The 19,903-nt window shown below is 57.3% G+C and carries 18 protein-coding genes; 13 read left to right on the plus strand and 5 right to left on the minus strand.

Annotated elements, in window-relative coordinates:
- Positions 1 to 223 precede the first annotated feature (223 nt).
- Positions 224 to 1,357, plus strand: coding sequence for an Ldh family oxidoreductase (locus G7Y43_RS04740; protein WP_241158161.1), 1,134 nt, complete (start codon positions 224 to 226; stop codon positions 1,355 to 1,357).
- A 115-nt stretch (positions 1,358 to 1,472) separates the two neighbouring features.
- Here G7Y43_RS04740 and G7Y43_RS04745 read toward each other — a convergent pair whose 3' ends face one another.
- From G7Y43_RS04745 to G7Y43_RS04755, 3 genes are all read right to left on the minus strand, one after another.
- Positions 1,473 to 2,108: a helix-turn-helix domain-containing protein gene (locus tag G7Y43_RS04745; protein WP_165044628.1), complete on the minus strand. Its 636-nt coding sequence runs from the start codon at positions 2,106 to 2,108 to the stop codon at positions 1,473 to 1,475.
- The gene (locus G7Y43_RS04750) at positions 2,077 to 2,775 is read right to left on the minus strand and encodes a DUF3990 domain-containing protein (protein ID WP_165044630.1); all 699 of its coding nucleotides are present in this window, start codon (positions 2,773 to 2,775) and stop codon (positions 2,077 to 2,079) included. Before G7Y43_RS04750 ends, G7Y43_RS04745 begins: the two co-directional genes overlap by 32 nt.
- Positions 2,776 to 2,987: 212 nt before the next feature.
- Positions 2,988 to 4,265, minus strand: a complete 1,278-nt coding sequence (locus G7Y43_RS04755; protein WP_165044632.1) for an ATP-binding protein — start codon at positions 4,263 to 4,265, stop codon at positions 2,988 to 2,990.
- 408 nt (positions 4,266 to 4,673) lie between these two features.
- Between G7Y43_RS04755 and G7Y43_RS04760 the strand changes: the two genes are divergently transcribed.
- Positions 4,674 to 5,921, plus strand: a complete 1,248-nt coding sequence (locus G7Y43_RS04760) for a RidA family protein (protein ID WP_165044634.1) — start codon at positions 4,674 to 4,676, stop codon at positions 5,919 to 5,921.
- A gap of 113 nt (positions 5,922 to 6,034) precedes the next feature.
- Here the strand turns inward: G7Y43_RS04760 and G7Y43_RS04765 are convergent, their stop codons facing one another.
- The gene (locus tag G7Y43_RS04765) at positions 6,035 to 6,625 is read right to left on the minus strand and encodes a VanZ family protein (RefSeq protein ID WP_165044636.1); all 591 of its coding nucleotides are present in this window, start codon (positions 6,623 to 6,625) and stop codon (positions 6,035 to 6,037) included.
- Positions 6,626 to 6,752: 127 nt separating this feature from the next.
- On the minus strand, positions 6,753 to 7,154 hold the full coding sequence (locus G7Y43_RS04770) for a hypothetical protein (RefSeq protein ID WP_165044638.1): 402 nt from the start codon (positions 7,152 to 7,154) through the stop codon (positions 6,753 to 6,755).
- Between the two features lie 226 nt (positions 7,155 to 7,380).
- On the opposite strand from G7Y43_RS04770, the gene G7Y43_RS04775 reads away from it, so the two are divergent.
- The 11 genes from G7Y43_RS04775 (at position 7,381) to rpsJ (ending at position 19,897) form a co-directional block, all read left to right on the plus strand.
- Positions 7,381 to 8,160 carry an aspartate/glutamate racemase family protein gene (locus tag G7Y43_RS04775; protein WP_165044640.1) on the plus strand — a complete coding sequence of 260 codons (780 nt, stop codon included), beginning with the start codon at positions 7,381 to 7,383 and terminating at the stop codon, positions 8,158 to 8,160.
- A 1-nt stretch (position 8,161) separates the two neighbouring features.
- Positions 8,162 to 9,073: an NAD(+)/NADH kinase gene (locus G7Y43_RS04780; protein ID WP_370514640.1), complete on the plus strand. Its 912-nt coding sequence runs from the start codon at positions 8,162 to 8,164 to the stop codon at positions 9,071 to 9,073.
- Between the two features lie 205 nt (positions 9,074 to 9,278).
- A complete protein-coding gene (locus G7Y43_RS04785) occupies positions 9,279 to 9,560 on the plus strand; it encodes a chorismate mutase (protein ID WP_165044642.1) in 282 nt (93 codons plus the stop codon).
- Positions 9,557 to 10,357 carry a 3-deoxy-7-phosphoheptulonate synthase gene (aroF, locus tag G7Y43_RS04790; RefSeq protein ID WP_165044644.1) on the plus strand — a complete coding sequence of 267 codons (801 nt, stop codon included), beginning with the start codon at positions 9,557 to 9,559 and terminating at the stop codon, positions 10,355 to 10,357. Before G7Y43_RS04785 ends, aroF begins: the two co-directional genes overlap by 4 nt.
- 257 nt (positions 10,358 to 10,614) lie before the next feature.
- Positions 10,615 to 13,095, plus strand: coding sequence for an ATP-dependent helicase (locus G7Y43_RS04795; protein ID WP_165044646.1), 2,481 nt, complete (start codon positions 10,615 to 10,617; stop codon positions 13,093 to 13,095).
- A gap of 433 nt (positions 13,096 to 13,528) precedes the next feature.
- Positions 13,529 to 14,905 carry a putative manganese-dependent inorganic diphosphatase gene (locus tag G7Y43_RS04800; protein WP_165044647.1) on the plus strand — a complete coding sequence of 459 codons (1,377 nt, stop codon included), beginning with the start codon at positions 13,529 to 13,531 and terminating at the stop codon, positions 14,903 to 14,905.
- A 78-nt stretch (positions 14,906 to 14,983) separates the two neighbouring features.
- Positions 14,984 to 16,111 carry a M20/M25/M40 family metallo-hydrolase gene (locus G7Y43_RS04805; RefSeq protein ID WP_165044649.1) on the plus strand — a complete coding sequence of 376 codons (1,128 nt, stop codon included), beginning with the start codon at positions 14,984 to 14,986 and terminating at the stop codon, positions 16,109 to 16,111.
- 357 nt (positions 16,112 to 16,468) lie between these two features.
- Positions 16,469 to 16,840, plus strand: a complete 372-nt coding sequence (gene rpsL / locus G7Y43_RS04810) for a 30S ribosomal protein S12 (RefSeq protein ID WP_165044651.1) — start codon at positions 16,469 to 16,471, stop codon at positions 16,838 to 16,840.
- Positions 16,841 to 16,954: 114 nt separating this feature from the next.
- Complete coding sequence (gene rpsG / locus G7Y43_RS04815) at positions 16,955 to 17,425, plus strand: 30S ribosomal protein S7 (RefSeq protein ID WP_165044653.1); 471 nt, start codon at positions 16,955 to 16,957, stop codon at positions 17,423 to 17,425.
- A gap of 10 nt (positions 17,426 to 17,435) precedes the next feature.
- Positions 17,436 to 19,553, plus strand: a complete 2,118-nt coding sequence (gene fusA, locus G7Y43_RS04820) for an elongation factor G (RefSeq protein ID WP_165044655.1) — start codon at positions 17,436 to 17,438, stop codon at positions 19,551 to 19,553.
- Positions 19,554 to 19,588: 35 nt separating this feature from the next.
- The gene (rpsJ, locus tag G7Y43_RS04825; RefSeq protein WP_009138625.1) at positions 19,589 to 19,897 is read left to right on the plus strand and encodes a 30S ribosomal protein S10; all 309 of its coding nucleotides are present in this window, start codon (positions 19,589 to 19,591) and stop codon (positions 19,895 to 19,897) included.
- Positions 19,898 to 19,903 lie beyond the last annotated feature (6 nt).

The raw sequence follows: 19,903 nt of genomic DNA on the forward strand, positions 1-19,903 counted from the left end.
GGTTACCCACGACCTGACCGCGTTCAAGAGCCGCTGCGACCTCATCGTTGCTAACCGCTGGTCAGATGAACTGTCCGATGTGGCCGACAAGGTATACACGCGCGACTTGTTCCGGCGGGATTAGGGGGTAAACGCATCGTCATAGGTGTGAGAGGTCACGGGAAAGCAGTGGCTGATGGATCGAAGCCGTCCGTCCGCTCATCGAAATGCAAGGGGAGATGAAATGATAGACAAGGAACCGGTTATGCACGACCCTCAGGGCAGACCTTACGTTCCGTGGGATCAGATACATGACTTCATGGTCGATGCTTTCACGGCACTTGGTGTACCTGCCGAAGACGCAGAAATCTGCACAGACGTGCTCATGGAGTCTGACCGTCGGGGTATCGAAAGCCACGGGGTAAACCGGTTCAAACCCATCTATATCGATCGCATCAAGCGCGGCACACTTCTTCCTGTAACCAACCTTGAGATCGTGCGTGAGACGCCGACCACGTTGGTTGTCGACGCACACGACGGCATGGGCATGGTGGCAAGCCATCATATGATGACCCGCCTGATTGAAAAGGCTAAGCAATATGGCATGGCAGGAGGCGCTGTGCGCAACTCCACCCACTACGGTATTGCGGGGTACTGGGTTACCATGGCTAGCCAAGAGGGAATGGTTGGTATCACGGGCACCAATGCGCGCCCCTCAATCGCTCCAACGTTTGGAACAGAAGGCATGATGGGGACTAACCCCCTCACGTTTGCACTACCAACCGATGAAGAGTTCCCATTCTGCCTTGATTGTGCAACTTCCATCATGCAGCGCGGCAAAATCGAGCACTACGCACGTGAAGGTAAGCCTGTGCCCAAAGGCACGGTTGTAGGCACACAAGGGGAGATGACCGACAGCTCAGAAATCTTGGAAGCCCTCGCCGCAGGTGAAGCTGCACTTGCCCCGCTCGGGGGCACCGGTGAAGAGCTGGCAGGATACAAGGGGTACGGTTACGCCGCTACCGTTGAGATTCTGTCGGCGGCTCTTTCTGGTGGCCGCTTCATGAAGGCGCTTTCGGGTGTAACTGAAGATGGCAGCCCCCAGATGTATGGACTTGGCCACTTCTTCTTCGTGGTTGACCCCGATGCATTTGTCGGGCGCGATGCGTTCAAAAAGACAGCGGGAGACATCTGCCGCGCACTGCGCTCTTCCAAAAAGGTGCCAGGTGCAGATCGCATCTATACGGCAGGGGAGAAAGAACACCTCGCGTGGCTTGAGCGTAAGGACAAAGGCGTTCCGGTGGGTAAAGGCGTACAGCGCGACCTTCTACAGATACGCGACGAGCTGGGCTTAGACTACCGTTTCAGCTTCGAGTAAGCGGGTTTTGAGACAGAGTAGACTGATCCCCCAGTCATTATACAGAGTGCACAACCTACCGATTGCAAAGAATCCAACCCTTCAATTGAGACACTTTCAACCCACCAATTGCACTTCACCCCAACAACTCTTCCACCGAGCACCCAATAACGTGCGCGAGCCGCAGCACGACGCCTGCTGATGCTTTCGATAAGTCGTTTTGTCGCTGCTCATAGAGTTGAATCATACGAAGAGACACATCGGCCGCTTCGGCAAGTTGCGCTTGAGTTAGGCCGCGCTGCCGGCGCAGGAAAGCAAGGCGAGTGGGGGATGCGGCGGATTCTTCAAGCAAGCAATCTGCGAAGGCTACCGCTTTGCTCACGTCGGCTTCATGAAGAATAGAACTCCCCAAAAGAGCGGTGGGCACTAGCCCGCCGCGTGCCATTTCGCCGAAGGAAACGGCACGGTACCACTGGTAGTAGGCTAAAAACCAGCCTGCCCAGTACTCTGGCGTTCGATCGAGCGGCTGGGTAGGTGTTGTGTTTCCGCGCGTGCCCAGAACACGAAACTGCACTTCGCGAGCAAGCTCCACGCCTGACATGCCGGCCACGAATTTCGGGTTACCGCGTCCGAAGCTATCGGCCACGCCCGAAACAATAAACCATTCGAAAAACTCGTCGGGCTCCTGCCCACAGTCGGCAACGGAGTAATCCAGGGCTTCCCCTAACGTGTCCATGGCATCAGGTAAGTACGATTCGTCGTAGGCGCGCATCGTCGGCTCTCCAATCTTCCTGCATGATAGTGGCTATGGTGGGGCTAGTCGCCAAATCCGCTAGTTTCAGCTCGGTGCGATAAATCGATCGGGCCTCGTTGTCGCGTGCTACCTTGCGCGGGTAGTACACCGTTTTGTCGGCTACGTGCGACGAGATGAAGCGCAACTGAGAGAATGCCTTTTCGGAACGTAGAACAATTTGCTCACCCAGATTTCCTAAAGCCATGGCCTGTTCCAGCCGATCAAGGGTAAGGGCGTTGTTTAAGAAGGCGTTCGCAAAAGAGAAGTAGGAGTCGTCAGCGCGATATCCGCATATGACGTCTCGGTTGCGGTAATCGACCGCAAACCTCTCAAGTATGAACGATTTGGCTAAAGGGGCAATGTCTCCCGAAACGCGGAAGGTGCGGTTCTCCAAAAGAACAGCGAGCCAATGCAAAATGCAATAGTCGCCGCTGTTGAGATTGAGGAACGTAAGACCGGTTGCGTCGAGCTCATATTCGTTCGCAAAGCCGTCAGCTCCGTCAGAGGTGCCCCACTCCTTCGCGAGTTCCAAGCTTTCCGTGCAGTAAAACCCAAGCCCGTAGTCGTTATGAGGGTTGCCTGTGCCCCAAATCGGTTTCTCAATGATGTGACTGGAGCCGTGGAATATGGTAAGCAGTTCTGTCATGATAACCTCACAACTATCGTTACAACGATAGTTCATTATAGTATCGCCAAACCGATAGTTCAAGGACGCCCTTTCTGCAGCTCTTGGCTAATTGCTAGGAGCTCAAACTGCACGCTCGCTCGAATCGCCGCGCGCCTCATCACTCCTGATTCCGAGTTGATCCATCACTTACTAACATCGCGCCTGCGCAGTTCAAAGCCTTACCCGAACAGTTACGGGCGCAAACAGGTTACTGGAATCACGTACACGCCGTCTTTTCGCTGGTAAGCGTATCCACCGGGAGTGAGTACGGCGCAGAAGGAAGGGGAGCCCATAACGCTTGTGTCTATCTTTTTTGCAATGGCAAGTAGATTCGCTGCACCCTCGTCAATGAGTCGAGCGCTCATTTTCGTTTCAAACAGCGCATAACGGCCGTCTCGCAAAGACAGCACCGCATCGGCTTCAAGTCCGCTACCGTCGTGGTAGTGCAGCACTTCACCCTTCAGGGCTTGACCATAACCGCGCAGGTCGCGAACGCAGAGCGACTCAAACAAAAGCCCTAAGGTTGACATGTCTTGCAGTAATGACGATGGGTTTGCCCTAAGAGCAGCTGCAGCAATGGAGGGATCGGCGAAGTGTCTGGTGGGTGATTTTGTGATACGTGACTTCGAGTGGAGCGAAGGTGCCCAGGCCGAAAGGTCCTGAATAACGAACAGTCGCCGCAATGTGGCAATGTAAGAGTCAACCGTGTCCTTCGATAGCTCAGTTCCGCGAGCTTTTAGATCCTTGCGTATTGTCGTTTGCGTCGTTTGCATCGCTGTACATCGCGCGTATTCAGCCATGATCACGCGAGCGTATTGAGCATTTCGAGCCACGCCGTCTGCCCGCGATATATCCTCTTCTGCAATAGCGCTTACATAGTCATAAGCCATTTCGAGTGCCAGAGAACCGCTTTGGTAGAGGGCAGCCACAGGCCAGCCGCCTCGGCATACCAGATAAGCAATAACTTCCACATCGGTTGACGCGAAACCATCAACTTCGCCGCCATCAAACAGATCGGCTATGGAAACCTCGTTTGTTGAGTCCCCCGATTCGAACAGCGTCATCGGCAGCATGTCTAGAAAGGAAAAGCGCCCCGTGCCTGAATGCTGCGGCTTCTTTTGAGGTGTAGCCGATCCCGTAAGGATATATCCGCCGCTAACGCGTTCGCGGTCAACTGCGAAACGGACCGCATCCCACAGCTGAGGTGCTTCCTGCCACTCGTCTATCAGGCGAGGCTTGTTTCCCCGAAGAAGAAGCGAAGGCTTTGTTTCGGCGAGAAGCAGATTATTTTTTCTTGTATCAGGGTCTTGCATCATGACGGCACTGCAAGCATGCTGAAGAGCTGTTTCTGTTTTACCGCACCACTTTGGTCCGCGGATTACCACCGCACCAGCATACGATAGCTTCTCGGCCAACAAAGCGTCAACAATTCGAGCTTTGTAGGAAAATACAGCCAGATCGGGAACCATTATTCACCTTCTTAAAAACAGCAACCTGCCAATTGTAAAATTTATAACCTGCTAATTGCAGAAATTATAACCTGCTAATTGCAGAAATTATAACCTGCTAATTGCAAAGATTTCAACCTGCCAATTGCAAAACGACTTGCGGGATCGAAGGTTGTGGGTAGTGGGATTTGCCATAAACTGCGATCGAAGGCGGAGGAAGCGTGGCGGGGTATACGTCAGTAACATTTTTGTGCAACTGTATAAAACTAAGTTACAGACATATCATTATGTAACGTTTACCACCCGCAGTTTTCCTAAAAATACCCTTTTCACAAGGGTGTTTTGCATTTGCAGTTGACAACAACGCCCCTTGCAAAGTTTAATGCAATTGCACAAATGTAACCCATTCTTACCTTGAGGGAGGTAACCATGAGTGATCCCAATGTGGTGGTGGCCCGTAATACCGAGAATGCTCCGCAAAGCAAGCTGTATTCTCAGACTGTGGCCTTTAGTCACTACAACAACCTGTCGGCTCAGCTGCCCCTAGACCCGGCAACCGGTGCCCTGGTGGCCGGCGGCGTGGCCGAGCAGGCCGAGCAGTGCTTCAAGAATATTGAGGCCATTGTGAACAGCATCGATCACGACTTGAACGACGTCATTCGTCTGACCGTGTTCGTGCGCGACATCATGGACGTAAACGCTGTGGACAAGGTTCAGGCCTGCTTCTTCCCCACGTACCGTCCCGCTCGCACGGTTATGGCCGTCAACGACCTGCCCGAAAACGCGCTGGTTATGGTGGAGGCCCTGGTGGACAACGGCGAGGGCACCCAGTCGGTGCCGCAGGCCGGCGATCTGCTGAAGCTGACCAACAACACCCATGAGGCTCCCTACGACGAGATGTCCACCCAGTCTGTGGCATTTAGCCACTACAACAACATCTCGCTGCAGCTGCCGCTGGACCCGAAGAGCGGTCGTCCCATCTTAGGCGATGTTGCTGCTCAGACTGCCCAGTGCCTGGCGAACGTGAAAGCTGTTCTCACCAGCATCGACGTGCCGCTTGACGACATCGTTAAGGTCACCGTGCTCGTGCGCGATCTGGCCGATGTGGATGCGGTGGACGAGGTGTACAAGACTTTCTTCCCTGATTCCGGCATTGCTCGCGCGGTGGGCTATCTGCCGGCCCGCACCGTGGTGCCCGTGGCCGACCTGCCGCTGCACTGCGACGTGGCTATCGAGGCTGTGGTGTCCCACGGCGACGGCACTCCGCCTCAGGCTATCGAGGATCGTCACGGCCTTATCATCGAGGCCAACAACACCGACGCAGCACCTCGCTGCCCGCTGTCCACGCAGACTGTGGCCTTCAGCCATTACAACAACATTTCTGCTCAGATTGCCTCTGACCTGTCCGCCGATGCAGCTGGTCAGACCGAGCAGTGCCTGTCTGCCATCAAGGCTATCATCGAGTCGGTCGATCACAGCCTTGCCGATATCGTGAAGGTGAACGTGTACCTGGCCGATCTGGCCGATGCTGAGGCTATGAACGAAGTGTACCTGCGCTTCTTCCCCGAGGGAACTCCGGCTCGCCGTCTGGTGGGTACTGGTGTTCTGCCCCAGGGCGCGCGCGTTATGATCGACGCCATTGCCGGCAATTGGGAAGGCACGCCTCCCATCGTGTAAGGCTTGCTCTGATCGCAAACGTTACGGGCGGCTTTTCAGGTTGGGCCGCTCTGAAACGAGCCCCCGATGATAAGCATTGGGGGCTCGTCCCTTGATTCAGCGTTTCCGCTCGTTCACCGCATTCGTTTCGCACGCTGTTTGAGCAGGCATGCGATACCCAGTGCCAGTGCGACGCCGACGACGGCTCCTGTCGAATCGATGAGCACGTCGGTTGCCATGCACGCGCGCCCGGGTACGAACATCTGGTGGAATTCATCGGTTGCCGCATACAACGTGGATGCCGCCCACGACAAAAGCGCGATGCGGGCAATGATGTGACGCTGGTGCCCGTATTGGTGCCGACGTCCGCACTCGCGCCGTGCAGCGTGGTGTTGCTGGGTGCTGGAAGCGACGTGCGCATCAATGTTGGCTTGTTGCGGCACCATGATCTGCCATGCTAAGTTGGCGGCAAGTGCTCCCAAGGCGGCGTATTCCGAGAAGTGGGCGCACTTTCGCACCACGTGCTCAAGGGTGTCTTGCCAGTACAGTTGACTAGCCGCATTCATCTGCTCATAGCCGGGCACGACAAACGCAATGATACGACTCACCACGCCCATGCTCAACGCACCCGACTCGTCTGCTGGTTGCGCCGACATAAGGAAAATGAATGTACACATGGCAGCAACAGCAACCGCCGACAGTGCTATGCGATAGCTTCGTTTCATAGGCGCATTGTATGTGTTTGTAACGTTTGGCCGCACAATGCCGGTCGATCTTCAGAATTCGCGCATGGTGGTGGCGTTGCGAATGCTCCATATGGGGTGTGTCGCCCGCGCATGCGGGCTTCCGGTGTTACCGCTCAAGCCCCTGAACCTTGATGCTGTACGCCAGAAAAGCGCAGCCGGCAATGGCGAAGGTGATGATAACCGATTGGAACATGGCTCCACCCTGCAAAGCGGTTAGGATCAAGTTCAGTACGCTTAGAATCAAAGCCACAATGCTTAGATGGAAAAACGTGTGGGCCTTTCCGGGCTTTATGGCGCACATCATGCCAAATACGCCCACAAGCAGGTTCAAGACGTTGCTGATGATAGAGAATCCGCTGAGCGCTAGAAGCGCCATTGCGCCGCCTTGCTGAAGCAATCCGCTTAAGCTGAGCTCCACAAGCATCAAGCCACCCAGCAAGATGTTCAGAATCGAGTAGATAATCAGCAGTACGGATACAAGCCGAAGGATGGTAGTGGTCTTGATCATGGGCGATCCCTTCTTCGGGCAGAAGCCTTTGTCAGTGCAGGGTAAGACAGCAGTAAGGAGTGTCTCCTTTCCTTACGATAGCCGATGTTGCGTTGACGATCAGCATGCAATCTGGTCATTTTGTCTCGCGTTTGGACTTGCCGAGCATCCCGCCTATAATGGTGCGAGCATTATGGCGCTGCGGCTGCTGCCGTGCGCTGTGTAAGGCGACGGGAGGACGCACTTGATGGAGAAGCTGGGTATCATTGGGGGCTTGGGCCCTGCGGCGACGGTGCGGCTCATGGCGCGCGTCATTGATTTTACGCAGGCCGATTGCGACCAGGAGCACCTGGATATTACGGTATTGTGCCGTCCTCAAATTCCCGATCGAACGGCATATTTGCTGAGAAAGCCCGGCGCCGTGTCGTTTATCGAACCGATGCAGCAAGCTGCGCGTGAATTGCAGGATGCCGGTTGCACCGTGCTCGTTACGCCGTGTAATACGGCACATTCGCGTTTGCCGGTGATCGCCCAAGCGGTTGATCGGGCGCGTTTTGTGTCCATGCCGCTCGAAACGGCGCGATATGCGGCGAAGCTTGGCTGTACGCGTTGCGGTGTGCTTGCCACCGACGGAGCGCGCCAGGCGGGCGTGTACGACCAAGCGCTTGCGCAGGCCGGCGTGCAGATAGCGTGGCCGAACGAGGATGGGCAGCGCGAGGTAATGGCGGTTATTTACGACGAGGTGAAGGCTGGCCGATCACTGTGTCCCAAGCGTATCGAAGCGCTCTGTGCCCAGCTTATCGCCGACGGGTGCGACGGCATTATACTCGGCTGTACCGAGCTGTCGGTGTTAGGCGTGCATACATGGTTGGGCGCGGTGCCCGTTATTGATGCCCTTGATGTGGCGGCGTGGCGCTGCGTGCAGGAATGCGGTGCGAGTGTTCGCTTTGACCCGGTGCCTCAGCGCGATGGTGTGTCAACGGAAGGCGCGCCGATAGAAGGTGTGCCGATAGAAGGGCGGCGCTAACATGCAGAGCGCACTTCCTCATATGAATGTGCTGGTGGTTGCGAATAGCGAGAGCGGTACGGCGAGCGACTCGTCGTTTCTGCTGCAGTCGTACTTAAACTCGCAGGGAATCGTATGCCGCGTTGTCGATTCGCAGACGCTTCCGGGGTCGGTTGCTTTATCCGACGATGGTTGTCCACTGTTCGACCATCTTACCGAGTGGGGCTTTGACGGTCCGGTTGATTTGGCCGTTGCGCTTGGTGGCGATGGCACGATCCTGCGCACAGCCCGCGCGGTGTGTGGAATGTCGGCACCGGTGCTGGGTATTAACTTCGGTCACTTAGGGTTTCTCGCCAATCCAACCGATGCGGGCGTGGTACCCATGGTGGCCGCCGCGCTTGCGGGCGATGTGGTGGAAGAACGCCGCACGAATTTGCGCATCGACGTGGAGTGCGAAGGCGACGACTGTGAGCCCATCGAGCGCCCGCGATCGTATTTCGCGTTAAACGAGCTAACGGTGAGCAGGGGAGCGTCGGGGCGTATTGTCGATTTCTCAGTTGGTGTATCGGGTGACCACGTGGCGTCCATGCGTGGCGATGGGCTGGTCGTTTCCACAGCTACGGGGTCAACAGCCTACGCGCTTTCTGCAGGTGGGCCGTTGGTGGCACCAGGGTTTCGCGGGTTGGTGGTAGTACCCATTGCAGTGCACACGTTGCGGTCGCGCACGCTGGTCACCGAACATCACGACGTGGTGGAAGTTGAGCTCACGGGTGACGACGGACGTCGCGATGCCACGTTGTTTGCCGATGGAGAGCCACTTGTGTTCGAGCGCCCGGTGAAACGGGTTATCGTTCGCGCAGGTCAACATCCCACGACGTTTTTGCGCTATCGCCGCGAAAGCTTCTACACGCAAGTGTCGCGCGTGTTCTTCTAGCTCTCGTATTCGACCCGAGTGTTCGCCTCGAGCGCCCCTGAGCGCTTTCGCCGACCTGTCTGTGCAGGGCTGGCGAAATAAGAAGCGCGCTTCTCTCGGTCAATTTTGCGAGTGTTATCATACGCATCACACGAGTGGCCCGGGTTCGCGCACTGCGCCTGCGGGCAGGTTCTCGTTACCGTTTTTGAGTGTGAAAGGAATGCCGATGTCTGAAGAAACCAATGCGTTAGCGGCAATCGAAGAACATCGCGCAAAGATCGATGAGATCGACCGTGAGCTCGTTGCGCTTCTGAATAAGCGCGCGGGACACTCTCTCGTCATCCGTGGTCTTAAGCCCGATGCTCGCATGGGGCTCTACGACGCACGGCGCGAAGAGGAAATCTTCGCGAAGGTGAACAGCTACAACGAGGGGCCTCTGTATAACGAGTACCTAAGAGAAATCTATGTAACCATTCTAAAGGTCATGAAGGAGACTCCATCGGCATGAGCAACACGAACATACCCCCCATTCCCAATCTGGGAGCCCGCACCGACGAGGTGACTATCTTCGCTGGCCCGTGTTCGGTTGAATCGACCGAACAATTCGAAGAAGTGGCTGAATGTGTCGCCGATCTAGGTTTGAAGTGGGTTCGTGGCGGCGCGTTTAAGCCCCGCACGAATCCGCACAGCTTTCAGGGTCTTGGTGAAGAGGGCCTCAAGATCATGAAGGCTGCAGGCGACAAGTACGGCCTGCTCACTCTCACCGAAGTGATGGATTCCGCCCATTGTGAGCTGGTGCATTCCTATGTGGACGGCTTGCAGGTTGGTGCGCGCAACTTCCAAAACTTCAGCCTGCTGAAGAAGATCGGTCAGGTAACCGCCGAGTCGAAGAAGATGGTGCTGTACAAGCGCGGTTTTGCGGGCAGTATTGCCGAGTGGCTGGCCGCATGCGATTACTTAACCGCCGAAGGCAATGACAACATTATGCTGTGCGAACGCGGTTTGCGCACGTTTGAAACCGCCACGCGCTTCACGCTCGACATTGCCGCTGTTCCGGTGGTGCATAAGCAGTCGTTGTATCCTATCTGCATCGACGTGTCGCACCCGGCAGGTCAGCGCGACTTAGTGCCTTCGCTGGCGTATGCTGCCGTGGCAGCTGGAGCCGATTCACTGATGATCGAGGTGCACCCGAACCCGCCCGAGGCGAAGTCGGACGGCCCACAGCAGCTTACGCCCGATCAGTTCAGGAAGCTCGTGGGCGAGTTGCGCGAGATTGCTGCTGTGTTCGGCAAGAAGATCGTGTAGATACCGGCGCGCGGCACGTTTTTTGAGAATCGCGTCCCTTGCGTAGCAGCCGCTGCGCAAGGGACGTTTTGCGGCGCGGTACTGTTCGAAGCGGAAGAAGCCGCGCGGTTGGAAAGCAAAGCCGCGCGGTTGGAAAGCAAGCTAGGGAAACGCTGCTTAAGGAAACACTGATTAAAGCCGCCTCGCCAGCGCAATGCTGGTGAATTCAAGCAGTGTTTCCCGAACGTCAGTCAAGCATCAAACAAGAAGGAACCGTCATGCCTATTGACATCGACACATTGAACGGCCCGCAGCGCGAGGCGGTTGAATGCACGGAAGGCCCCCTGCTCGTTTTGGCGGGCGCGGGTTCCGGCAAGACGCGCGTGCTCACCTATCGCATTGCGCATCTCATCGAGAACAAGGGCGTGGCACCGTGGCAGATTCTGGCCATCACGTTCACGAACAAGGCGGCTGCCGAAATGCGCGAACGTTTGGGCGCGCTGGTGGGGCCGGCGAGCCGCGGCATGTGGGTTTCCACCTTCCACAGCATGTGCGTACGCATTCTGCGCGCCGATGCCGAACGGCTTGGGTTTACGAAGAGCTTCACCATCTACGACACCGATGATCAAAAGCGCCTGTATAAGGAAATTATGGCCGAGCTCGACATCGATCCGAAGCGCTTTCCGGTGCCCGCGCTCATGAATCGCATATCTACGGCGAAAAACGAACTTGTCGTTCCGGGTGACTTTGAGCATCAAGCCATTGATCCGGTGGGCAAGGTGGCCGCTCGCGTGTATACGCGTTTGCAGGAGCGCTTGCGCGCGGCGAACGCATTCGACTTCGACGATCTGCTGCTGTACGCGTTTCTGCTGCTGAAAAACCATGAGGACGTTCGGCGGGCGTATCAGGACCGCTTCCGCTACATTATGGTCGACGAGTATCAAGACACCAACCACGCGCAGTACGCTATCACCAAGCTTCTGGCCGAAGGGCACGGCAACATTATGGTGGTAGGCGACGACGATCAGTCCATCTATAGCTGGCGCGGTGCCGACATCCGCAACATTCTCGACTTCGAAAGCGATTATGCGCAGGCGCACGTGGTTAAGCTTGAGCAAAACTACCGAAGCGTGGGCAATGTGCTGGCGGCGGCTAACGCAGTCATCGCAAACAACCGGCACCGCAAGCAAAAAAAGCTGTTCACCAGCGCGGGCGATGGCGACAAAATTCAGGTGTACATGGCAACTGATGAGCGTGACGAAGGGCGCTGGATTGCCGGCGAAATAGAGAAGCGGCGCGCGTCGGGTGAAAGCTACAACCAGATGGCGGTGTTTTACCGCACGAACGCACAGAGCCGCATGCTTGAAGACATGTTGCTCCGTGCTGGAGTGCCGTACCGTATTGTGGGCGGCACACGCTTTTTCGACCGTGCGGAAATCCGCGACGTGATGGCGTACCTGACGCTGGTAGTGAATCCTGCTGACGATATCGCTGCCAAGCGCGTCATCAACGTACCCAAGCGCGGCATCGGTAAAACGACCATCGAGCGTATCGATCGCTTTGCGCGGGAAATGGGCGAGCCGTTTCTGGCAGCGGCGGAGTTGGCCGTGGCCGATCCGGAAATTCGCGCCGCAACGCGCCGGTCGCTGGGGGAATTCGTGGAGCTGCTGAAGGAGGCGCGCCGCTACGAAGGTGATCTGCGCAAGGTCATCGAGGCCATTGTTGACAAGAGTGGGCTCATTGACGAGCTGCGCGCGGTGGGCACCGACGAAGCTTTAGCACGCATCGAAAACATTCAGGAGTTCATGGGCGTTGTGGATGAATTCACCGAAACACACGACGATTACGGCGACGCCGACGAAGGGGAAGAAGCGCTCGCTGAGAGCGTTCTTGCTGCAGCGTCCGGTGGGGTATCTGCTGCCGTGCACGGCGTGCGGGATGTGTTGGGCGATACGGTGGACGCAGCAGGTTTTGGCTCGCACGAGGTGTTCTTCGCCGCACCTGCCGTTGGCGAACGTGTGCAAGAGGCGCCTGCGCGCGTGCTGCGCGGTGACTCGCTGGCCGACTTCATTGAGTGGGTGCGCCTGCGCACCGATCTCGATACCGCCAGTGACGACGGATGTGCCGTAACGCTTATGACCGTACATTCATCAAAGGGCTTGGAGTTTGACTGCGTGTTTGTTGCCGGCATGGAGGAAACGCTGTTTCCGCACATGAATTCGGTGGGCGACCCGGCGGGTGTGGAAGAGGAACGGCGCCTCGCGTATGTGGCCATCACGCGCGCCCGCAAGCATTTATATCTTACATGTGCACAGCTGCGCCAGATTTTTGGTCAAACGTCGGCGAATCCAGTGTCGCGTTTCATTCAGGAAATTCCGCAAGAGCTGCGACAAACCACGGGGCTTGGTTCGGCGGGCTTTGCTGGTACAGGTTGGGAGAAGCGAGGAAGTCGTCGCGGCATCGCGGGCAGTGGTGTGGAAGCGGGCGAAGGTCGTGTGTTCGGGCGGTCGAGCGCTTCGGGATCAGCTGGCAGAACGGACCGCAGCCGCGCGAGCCGCAGCACAGGGGTAAACCCCAACGCAGGGAAGAAGGCCGCCGCGAAGTTGACATTTGCCGTTGGTGACGCGGTTGATCACAAGACGTTCGGCCGAGGCAAGGTAACAAAGGTCGACGGCGACACGCTGTTCGTACGTTTTGCGAAGTCAGGCCAGACGAAGAAGTTACTGAAAGACTACGCGCCCATCGTGAAACTGGGGTAAAGTGCATGGTCGCAGGTGTGCTTGAGCGTATGCTGTTGCTCATTGTGGGTACGATTGCGAAATGCCTAACGTGACAAATGCGTTTATTTGTCACGCATGATTGATGGTCTGTCTCATTCGGCGGGGAGGAGTCGAGCGCAGTTCCGCAGCGACGGAAACAATCCAGTGGACTGCTCCCCAAAGCGAGGACTGCCGAGCACCGATCCTTCCCCGTCGAATGACACGGGAGGTGACACAGACCATACATTGAGTGTGAACGAAATGAGCAGCGCTTGTGAAGCTCGTTTGGCGCGTGGGATGCTGTGTTAAACTTGCGCCCGATATTTTGCCAGAACGCGCGGTTGCGGGAGTCTTCCGTGGTCGCGCTGCAGCAGAAGGCGCCCGGTTCGAACTTCGTTCCGGGCGCCTTCGCGCAAAGTAAAAGGAGCAGACTATGACGGCACCCGTCTTGGTAGTGGGGCACAAGAATCCCGATAACGACTCGATTAGTTCGGCGGTGGGCTATGCCTATCTGAAAAACGAGCTTGCGAAGCGGGCATGCGCCGAAGGGGAGACGCCCGAGTTCGAGTACGTTCCCGTGCGCTTGGGGCCTCTGCCGAAAGAAAGCGAGTGGGTGCTTGGTCAAGCGGGCATCACCGCGCCCGAGGCCATCGGTCATGTGCATGTGCGTGTTGGCGATGTCATGACGCAGAATCCGTATTCTATCTCGCGCGATGCGACGCTGCTCGAGGCGGGTCGCATGCTGCGCCAGTGTAATGTGCGCTCGCTGGTTGCCACGAAGGAAGACGGCAGCTACCGCGGTCTTATTACCACGCGTATGATCGCCGAGCGCTACATAGCCGCCACCGACAAGATGAACGCCGACGGGTCGAACAGCATGGCAGTTGCTGGTGACTTGATCTCGTCGCTTGGTCAGATCGTGTCCGATGTGCTTGAAGGCGAAGAAGACGTGCTGGTGTTCGATAAGGAATGCCTGTTGAAAGACGCAGTGGACGATCTGATGGAAAGCTCGCTGCGCGAGGCAGTGGTGCTCGATGACGACAGTCATTGCATCGGTGTTATCACTCGTAGCGACGTGGCTCGCGGCTACCGTCGCAAGGTTATCTTGGTGGACCATAACGAGCGTCGTCAGGCGGCACCCGGCATTGACGAAGCCGAGGTGCTCGAGATCGTCGATCATCATCGCATCGCCGATGTTTCCACCGCCAACCCTATTCTGTTTTTGAACATGCCCGTCGGCTCCACGGCCACCATTGTGTCGCTGGAATACCAGCGCTACAGCGTGAGCATTCCTGCCGGCATCGCCAAGGTGCTGCTGTCGGCACTACTTACCGATACGGTCATTTTGAAGTCGCCTACTACGACCGACATCGATCGTGAGCAGGCAAACTTCTTGGCCGATGTTGCCGGAGTCGAGGTGGTACCGTTCGGTCTTGACCTGTTCCGTGCGCGCAATGGGGAAGAAAGCCTTACGGTTGAGCGCATTGTGGGGGCTGATGCTAAGGAGTTCCAATTCGGCGACGCAACGGTGCTTATTGCTCAGCACGAAACGGTTGACCTCGCTTCGGTCATGGAGCGCGAAGACGAGATTCGCGAGCATATGCGTACGCTCAAAGACCAGCATGGCTACGAGTTCGTGCTGCTTATGGTTACCGATATCTTGGCGGAAGGCAGCCAGTTCATGTGCGAAGGCAACCGCCGTGTAGTGAACCGCGTATTCGGTATCGACTGCAAGGGTCAGGGCGGCACGTGGATGCCGGGCATCTTATCGCGCAAGAAGCAGGTTGCGGCGAAGATTCTCGGAGCGTAGGGGAGCACCGCGCCGTGCGGTGCCGCGTTTCGTTCCGCACTCGTTTTACGCCGTACGAAAAAAGAAAGGAAGCGTCTCATGAAACCCGACCGTCTGCTCGACTTGTTCTGCGAGCTTGTGCGCATCGAAAGCCCATCGCGCCATGAAGGTGCTTTTGCGGCGCGCTGCAAGCGAGAGCTGGAAGAGTTGGGGTTTGTGGTGCGATTCGACGATTCCGCCCAAAAAACTGGCTCTGATGTGGGCAATCTCATCGCCGAGTTGCCGGGTACGGCTGCGGGCTCTATCGTGTTGTCGGCTCACATGGACACAGTGGTTCCCTGTGCTGGCATCGAGCCGGTGGTGGGTGACGATGGTGTTATCCGTTCTGCGGGCGATACCATTCTATCGGCCGATGACAAGTCGGGCGTTGCGGGCATTTTCGAGGCGCTGCGCAGCGTGCTCGAATCTGGCGTTCCTCGGCCACATATCATGGTACTGCTGTCAACATGTGAAGAACTCAGCTTGCTCGGTTCAGGCGCGCTCGATGCTGACGTGCTGCCAAAGGGTGCTCCGGTGTACGTGCTCGATGCCGATGGTGCGCCGGGCACTATTATCGCTGCGGCACCGAGCCATCATACGTTGCGTGCAACGTTTACGGGCAGGGCGGCCCATGCGGGCGTCGAACCCGAAGCCGGCGTGTCTGCCATTCAGATGGCCGCAGCCGCCATTGCTGCTATGCCGCTTGGTCGCATTGACGAATGCACCACAGCCAACATGGGGCTTATTGAAGGCGGCCGCGAGGTGAACATCGTGGCCGACCAGTGCTGGCTGTCGGGTGAATGCCGCTCCTACTACGCCGATCGCGCGCTTCGCCTTCGCAATGACATCACCCAAGCGTGCAAGCACGCTGCGGCTTCGTTTGGTGGGCAGGTTGATGTGCAGTGGAAAGACGACTATGAGGCGGTGCTCTACAACGAGGATGATCCCTTGGTTCGTGGCATAACAAACGCCGCGCGCGCTGCGGGCCTCACTCCGCGCATCCATCGTTCGGGTGGCGGGGCCGATGCGAACAAGTACGCTTCATACGGTGCTCGTGCAATCACGCTCGGCACCGGTATGACGAACTTCCACACCACCGACGAGCACATTTCCGTTGCCAACCTGCAAGGCGTTGCCCTTCTCGTTGAGGCGCTCATCGCCGAGGCGGTGCAGGATAAGAAAGAATAGGGAAGCACGGCCAGTTCGCTCGCTTATCTGGCGGCGCCTGCCAGCTTGGTTGCGGACTGTCGGTTCGCCAGCTTTTGCCTGCACAGCACCTGCGCATCTGCTTTGGTGTCGATTTTGAAGAAATGGTGAACACGTGCGCGTCGCATTTATCCGGTTCATTCTCCACCTGCGAAAACGCATTCCTGTCGGCATAGATACGCCCGGATGCGTGGCGTTTGACAAGCCTGGTGGGGCAGAGTAAAGTACCGCCTTGCGCCTTGAAGGAGGCGTGTGTTTTCGTGTGCGCAATGAAAAAGCTTACATGAAATGCGTTGGGAAACCAGCGAAAAGGTCGTCAGGTAGAAGAAGGAGTGAGTTTTGCCTACCATTAACCAGTTGGTCCGCAAGGGCCGCCAAAAGCAGGTTGATAAGAAGAAGACACCTGCTCTGAAGGGCAACCCGCAGAAGCGTGGCGTGTGCACCCGCGTGTACACCACCACCCCGAAAAAGCCGAACTCGGCTCTGCGTAAGGTTTGCCGTGTTCGTCTCGTGAACGGCATGGAGGTCACCGCCTACATCCCCGGTATCGGCCACAACCTGCAGGAGCACTCCATGGTGCTCATCCGCGGCGGCCGTGTGAAGGACCTCCCCGGCGTTCGCTACAAGGTTATTCGCGCCGCGCTCGACTGCGCTGCCGTGAACAACCGCAAGCAGGCTCGCAGCCGCTATGGCGCCAAGCGCCCCAAGTAAGTAAGCCGTTAAGCCGCGCGGGCTGCGGAAACGTTTGACCGGAAGGGCCGGATCAAGCGGCAGCCTAATGGATGGAAATACATCCCGAAGCGCGCAGGAATGTAAGGAGAAAGCATGCCGCGTCGTGCAGCAGCAGTCCGTCGCGAAACCCAGCCGGACGCAAAGTACAACAACCGTCTTGTCACTCAGCTGATCAATAAGATCCTGCTGGATGGCAAGAAATCCGTCGCCGAGAACATCGTCTACGGTGCCTTCGACATCGTTGCCGAGAAGACCGGTGAGGATCCCTTGGCCATGTTCAAGAAGGCCATGGACAATGTTCGTCCCACGCTTGAGGTCAAGCCCAAGCGCGTTGGCGGCGCAACCTATCAGGTGCCGATGGAGGTCAACTCTCGTCGCGCCACCACACTGGCCATCCGTTGGATCGTTGACTTCTCGCGCAAGCGCAAGGAGCACACCATGAAGCAGCGTCTTGCAGCCGAAATCATGGACGCCGCCAACAACACCGGCGCTTCCGTGAAGCGTCGCGAAGACCTGTACAAGATGGCTGAGTCCAACCGCGCCTTCTCGCATTATCGCTTCTAGGGGGAACGGAATGGCTAAAATTAACCTCCAGGACACGCGCAACATCGGCATCATGGCCCACATCGATGCGGGCAAGACGACCACGACCGAGCGCATCCTGTACTATACAGGCAAAACTCACAAGATTGGTGAGGTACACGACGGCGCTGCCACCATGGACTGGATGGTTCAGGAGCAAGAGCGCGGCGTGACCATCACCTCTGCTGCCACCACGTGCTTCTGGAAGTATCCCGGCGGTGCGAAGGATGGCAAGGAATACCGTTTCCAGATTATCGACACCCCCGGCCACGTGGACTTCACGGCCGAGGTCGAGCGTTCGCTGCGCGTACTCGACGGTACCGTGGCTGTCTTCGACGCGGTGGCTGGCGTGCAGCCGCAGTCCGAAACCGTGTGGCGTCAGGCTGAGCGCTACGGCGTTCCGCGCATCGCCTTCATCAACAAGTACGACCGCGTCGGCGCCGACTTCTTCCATGCCATCCAAACCATGCGCGACCGCTTGGGCTCCAACGCCATTGCCGCGCAGATCCCCATGGGTGCAGAAGATCAGTTCTGGGGCATCATCGACCTGGTTACCATGACTGCATGGGACTTCAAGGCCGACGACAAGGGCATGACTTACCCCGAGCCGATGGACGCTATCCCGGCCGAGTTCGCCGAGGATGCTGAACTCTACCACCAGGAACTGCTCGAGGCTGCCGCCGACTGCGACGACGACCTCATGGAAAAAGTTCTCATGGAGGAAGAGGTCACGGTCGAGGAAATTAAGGCCGCGCTGCGCAAGGGCGTCATCGAGTGCAAGGTCAACCCTGTGTTCGTGGGTTCTGCCTACAAGAACAAGGGTGTGCAGGAGCTGCTCGACGCCGTTGTTGATTACCTGCCCAGCCCCCTCGACGTTCCTGCCATTAAGGGAACCAACCCCGACACCGGAGAGGAAGAGGATCGTCCGGCCGATCCGAAGGCGCCGTTTGCGGCTTTGGCCTTCAAGATCATGACTGACCCCTACGTGGGTAAGCTCACCTACCTGCGCGTATACTCCGGTTCGCTTGATGCGGGCAGCTACGTTATTAACGCCTGCAAGGACAAGAAGGAACGTATCGGCCGTCTGCTGCAGATGCATTCCAACCAGCGTGTCGATATTGATACCTGCTCTGCGGGTGACATTGTTGCTGTTGTGGGCCTGAAGGACACGTCGACTGGTGACACGTTGTGTGCCGATGGTGCTCCGGTTATCTTGGAGTCCATGGAGTTCGCCGATCCGGTTATCGACATCGCCGTCGAGCCGAAGACAAAGGCCGAGCAGGACAAGATGGCTGTCGCGTTGCAGAAGCTTGCCGAAGAGGACCCGACGTTCCGCGTGTCCACCAACCAAGAAACCGGCCAGACCATTATTGCCGGCATGGGTGAGCTGCATCTCGAAATCATCGTCGACCGTCTGCTGCGTGAGTTCAAGGTCGAAGCGAACGTGGGCAAACCGCAGGTTGCTTACCGCGAGCGTCCAGGTCACGAAGTACTCAGCGCCGAGGGCAAGTTTGTCCGCCAGTCCGGTGGTCGTGGTCAGTACGGCCATGCGGTTATCAACATGTATCCGCAGGAGCCGGGCAAGGGCTACGAGTTCGAGAACAAGATCGTCGGCGGCGTGGTTCCGAAGGAATATATCCCTTCCATCGACAAGGGTATCCAGGAAGCGCTGAACTCTGGCGTTTTGGCAGGATATCCGGTCGAGGACGTTCGCGTCGAATTGATCGATGGCTCCTATCACGATGTCGACTCTTCCGAGGCGGCGTTCAAGGTGGCCGGCTCTATGGCCATCAAGGACGCGCTGCGTAAGTCCGATCCGGTCATTCTCGAGCCGATGATGGCTGTCGAGATCGAGACACCAGAAGAGTACACGGGGTTTGTCATGGGAGACATTCCGTCTCGCCGTGGCCTGATTCAGGGTCAGGAGCAGCGCAGCAACACGGTTGTCATCAGCGCCAAGGTTCCGCTGGGCAACATGTTTGGCTACGCAACCGACCTTCGCAGCGGCACGCAGGGCCGAGCCATGTACACCATGCAGTTCGATTCCTACGAGCCGGTACCCAAGAGCGTGATGGAAGAGATTATCAGCAAGGCTGGCGGCAAGGCCTAAGGGCGCCGCAAAAAGCTTAATTGGAGGTAAGTTAAGTGGCTAATCAGAAGATTCGCATCCGCCTGAAGGGCTACGATCATGAAATCGTGGACCAGTCCACGAAACTCATCGTCGACACCGCTCAGAAGACGGGCGCAAAGGTTTCCGGCCCCATTCCGTTGCCGACCGAGCGCAACCTGTATTGCGTGGTCAGGGGCCCGCATGTGAACAAAGACTCGCGTGAGCAGTTCGAGATGCGCACCCATAAGCGTCTCATCGACATCCTGGAGCCGACGCCGAACACGGTTGACTCCCTGATGCGTCTCGACCTCCCCGCGGGCGTCGATATCGAGATCAAGCTGTAAGGGAGG

Origin of the sequence: Adlercreutzia sp. ZJ138 (assembly GCF_011038935.1) — a bacterium.
GTDB lineage: Bacteria > Actinomycetota > Coriobacteriia > Coriobacteriales > Eggerthellaceae > ZJ141.